Origin of the sequence: uncultured Cardiobacterium sp., assembly GCF_938028185.1 — a bacterium.
Classification (GTDB): domain Bacteria; phylum Pseudomonadota; class Gammaproteobacteria; order Cardiobacteriales; family Cardiobacteriaceae; genus Cardiobacterium.
This window is the reverse complement of record NZ_CALJAH010000422.1, coordinates 1-2,585: the sequence shown is the minus strand read 5'-3', so window position 1 is coordinate 2,585 and position 2,585 is coordinate 1. Positions and strand designations below refer to the sequence as shown.

The following is a 2,585-nucleotide window of genomic DNA, read 5'->3' as shown; positions in this document are numbered from 1 at the left end:
CAAAGCCCCCACCAGCAACAAGCCCCGCTAAAACCACGCGGAAACCCGCACCATGAACCGTAAACCTCTCGCCCTCCTCCTCGCCATCGCCCTCCCCCTGCACGCACAAAACAACGCGGCAGACCCCGCCCTCACCATCCCCGAACCGCCCGCCACCGCGACCCTGGACAACACCACCGTCAACCCGGCAACCGCGAACCCGCCTGCCACCGACAAAACCGCCGTCGTGGATCCGGCCGACCTGCGCATTGGCTTCGTCAATTTCCGCCGCATCATGGCCGCCGCGCCACAGCGCGAAGAAATCAACGAACGGCTCGAACGCGAATTTGGCGTCGAACGCGACGCGCTGCTGCAAGCACAAAGCGAACTGCGCAGCATGGAGCGCCAGCTCGAAACCCTGCAACACGGCGACAACTACAACGACTACGAACGCCAAGTCATCAACAAACGGCGCGACGTCGCCCGCCGCGACAGCGACTACCGCGACAACATCAACGTCCGCCGCAACGAAGAAATGGCGAAACTGCAAAAAATGATCGGCGACGAAATCATCAGCCTCGCCAAAGAAGCCAACTACGACATCATCCTGAACGACATCGGCGTCTTCTACGTCAGCGAACGCGCCGACCTCAGTCAACAAGTCATCACCCGCTTACAGCGCAAGGCAGAAAAACCATGAGCCAGACCACCGGCGACATCGCCGCCCGCCTCGGCGGCACCCTCATCGGCGACCCCGCCATCCCCATCCACGGCGCGGGCACCCTGCAAGACGGCCAACCCGGCGAAATCGGCTTCCTCGCCGAAAATCATTACCGCCAATACCTCGCCACTACCGCCCTCTCCGCCGTCCTCGTCCCGGAAGCCGCACCAGACACCCGCGCCGCGCAAATCATCGTCGCCGACGTCAAACGCGCCTGGCGCGAACTCGCCGAGAGCTTCGCCCCGCCCCCGCCGCCGCCAACCCTCTCGCCGCAGGCACACATCGACCCGACCGCTACCATCGGCGCAAACACCACCATCGGCGCCGGTGCGGTCATCGGTGCAGGCGCACAAATCGGCGACGGTTGCCGCATCGAACCGCTCGCCTACATTGCTCCCGGCGTGCGCGTCGGCGCCAACAGCCACATCGGCGCGGGCGCACGCCTGCTCGAAGGCACGACCACTGGCGCGCGCGCGCGCATCCTCGCCAACGCCGTCATCGGCGAACGCGGCTTCGGCAACAACTTTGAAAACGGCCAATGGCTGCCCGTCGCCCAACTGGGCGGCGTCCGTATCGGCGATGACGTCGAAATCGGCGCCTGCACCACCATCGACCATGGCGCGGTGCGCGACACCGTGATTGGCAACGGCGTCAAACTCGACAACCACATCCAGATTGGCCACAACGTCATCATCGGCGACCACACCGTCATCGCCGGCTCCGCCGTCATCGCCGGCTCCGTCACCTTCGGCAAATACTGCGTCGTCGGCGGTGCCTGCGTCTTCACCGGCCACATCACCATCTGCGACGGCGCCCAATTCACCGGCCACAGCTCCATCAGCAAAAGCGTGACCGCGCCCGGCGTGTACTCCTCCGGCATCCCCGCCATGCCCGCGCGCCAATGGAAAAAATTCTTTGCCACCCTCAAACTGCTCGCCAAGGACAAACCATGAACCCCAGCACCACTGCCATGGACATCGAAGAAATCCGCCGCTACCTGCCACACCGCTACCCCTTCCTGCTGATTGACCGCATTACCGAAGTCGAAATCGGCAGCCACATCAAGGCCATCAAAAACGTTACCGCCAACGAACCCTTCTTCCAGGGACACTTCCCCGGTAAAGCCGTCATGCCCGGCGTGCTGGTCATAGAAGCCATGGCGCAAGCAGCGGGCATCCTCGGCGTCAAAAGCGGGCGGCGCGAACTGGGACTGCCGGACGAACCCGAAGAAGACGGCATCTACTTCTTCGTCGGCATTGACAAGGCACGCTTCCGCCGCACCGTCGTCCCCGGCGACCAGCTCCATCTGGACATCAAAATCATCCGCTCCCGCCGTGGCATCTGGTCGTTCACTGCCGAAGCGCGCGTTGAAGGCACCCTCGTCTGCGAAGCAGAAATTATGTGCACCACCGCCGGCCGCGGCGGCAGTTGATCCATATTCCTTGAACAAAAAAACCGCCGAAGGTTTTATCCTCCGGCGGTTTTTTTGCACTCTGGAACAATCAGCCTTTCAGCGCGGCGGCGCGGTCGGTTTTTTCCCAGGTGAAGTCCGGCAATTCGCGGCCAAAGTGGCCGTAGGCGGCAGTTTGGCGGTAAATCGGACGGATGAGGTCGAGCATTTCGATGATGCCGTAAGGGGTGAGGTCAAAGACGGACAGCACGCGCTTGACGATTTCTTCGTCGGGAATGGTGCCGGTGCCGAAGGTATTGACCATGACCGAGGTCGGGTCGGCGACGCCGATAGCGTAAGACACCTGGATTTCGCAGCGCTTGGCGAGTCCGGCGGCAACGATATTTTTGGCGACGTAGCGTCCGGCATAGGCAGCACTGCGGTCCACTTTGGACGGGTCTTTGCCGGAGAATGCGCCGCCGCCGTGCGGAGCCG

At 62.9% G+C, this 2,585-nt stretch carries 4 protein-coding genes; 3 read left to right on the top strand and 1 reads right to left on the bottom strand.

Annotation, left to right across the window (positions count from 1 at the left end; all coding sequences use genetic code 11):
- The first annotated feature begins 52 nt into the window (after window positions 1-52).
- The 3 genes from Q0349_RS12250 to fabZ are packed head-to-tail and all read left to right on the top strand — an operon-like array spanning window position 53 to window position 2,132.
- A complete protein-coding gene (locus tag Q0349_RS12250) occupies window positions 53-679 on the top strand; it encodes an OmpH family outer membrane protein (RefSeq protein ID WP_298081299.1) in 627 nt (208 codons plus the stop codon).
- Entirely contained in the window at window positions 676-1,653 is a 978-nt protein-coding gene (lpxD, locus tag Q0349_RS12245) for a UDP-3-O-(3-hydroxymyristoyl)glucosamine N-acyltransferase (protein WP_298081298.1), read from the top strand. The genes Q0349_RS12250 and lpxD overlap by 4 nt, the downstream gene beginning before the upstream one ends.
- Window positions 1,650-2,132: a 3-hydroxyacyl-ACP dehydratase FabZ gene (fabZ, locus tag Q0349_RS12240; RefSeq protein ID WP_366916326.1), complete on the top strand. Its 483-nt coding sequence runs from the start codon at window positions 1,650-1,652 to the stop codon at window positions 2,130-2,132. Before lpxD ends, fabZ begins: the two co-directional genes overlap by 4 nt.
- A gap of 70 nt (window positions 2,133-2,202) precedes the next feature.
- Here fabZ and Q0349_RS12235 read toward each other — a convergent pair.
- On the bottom strand, window positions 2,203-2,585 hold a 383-nt coding region (locus Q0349_RS12235; RefSeq protein WP_298081297.1), incomplete at its 5' end, for a methionine adenosyltransferase domain-containing protein.